Source organism: Actinotignum sp. usb-actsch-rep-73, from assembly GCF_059082735.1.
In genome coordinates, this window is the sequence record NZ_JBHNPV010000051.1 from 1 (window position 1) to 954 (window position 954).

Consider the following 954-nt stretch of genomic DNA (forward strand, 5'->3'; position numbering starts at 1 on the left):
GCAGAAATTACAACCACTGAAAGGACAAGCTCATGCATGTGATGACCAAATACCTCGACACAAGGAAAGCCGCGATCGCCGCTCTGCAGGATTATGCGGTGATGGAACAGATCATCGAGAGTACCGACGAGCAGATCAAGGCGGCTTATGCTGACGCGGCAAGCCCAGCATCCCCACGCATGGACGGCACACCACCATCAGGCGACCTCCACGCTTCGGAGAATCGGATCGTGGCGAGCATTGAGCGAATCGATGCGTACAAGGCTCGCTACCTGCAGGCTCGCCAGTACATGGACTGGTTCTTGCCTGCGTGGGAAGTCATCGCTGAAGACGACCGCTTCATCCTCGAAGGCTTCTTCCTCAGCGAGGGGACGCAAGATGAGAAGGTGTCGATGATCGCCGATCATTTCTACGTCGAGCGTGACACGGTCTATCGGCGCAAGAACCGGGCCCTCGACAGGTTCGCCACCGCCTTGTATGGACAGCTCTAGCGTTAGCCGGTATCCGAAACATGCGATAGAAAACCGCATATCGGTGTGAGAACATGTAAGTGGTTGAAAACTAGGAGAAGCCCCAAGAACCCACACGGGAACTTGGGGCTTCACCATGTTCGGGGAAGGAGCCAGCGATGCCAGTCAAACCCGCCTCCCCGTGCTCCCACCCCGGCTGCCCCGAACTCACCCACGAACGTTTCTGCGAGCAGCACGCGAAGGCAGAAGACGCCCGGTATCGGAAGTATCAACGGGATCCGAAGATCAACCGCCGCTACGGCGCGCGCTGGCGCAAGATTCGCGCCGCCTACATCGCCGCCCACCCGCTCTGCGAAGACTGCCTAGAGGCCGGACGCTACACGCCAGTACAAGAGGTTCACCACATTCTCCCGCTCGAACACTGCGGCACCCACAACTTCAACAACCTCCGAAGCCTGTGCAAGCCCTGCCACTCGCGCCAGAC

Annotated in this window: 2 protein-coding genes; both read left to right on the plus strand. The window is 58.8% G+C overall.

The features are described 5' to 3' along the window. Positions 1–32 precede the first annotated feature (32 nt). A complete protein-coding gene (locus AC5RE1_RS03450) occupies positions 33–491 on the plus strand; it encodes a hypothetical protein (protein ID WP_004007626.1) in 459 nt (152 codons plus the stop codon). Between the two features lie 137 nt (positions 492–628). Beyond that, on the plus strand, positions 629–954 hold a 326-nt coding region (locus tag AC5RE1_RS03455; protein WP_493938351.1), incomplete at its 3' end, for an HNH endonuclease.

What these genes read in the sequence shown, in the direction of transcription:
- AC5RE1_RS03450 (WP_004007626.1), top strand. Translation starts at nt 33, where the DNA reads ATGCATGTGATGACCAAATACCTCGACACAAGGAAAGCCGCGATCGCC.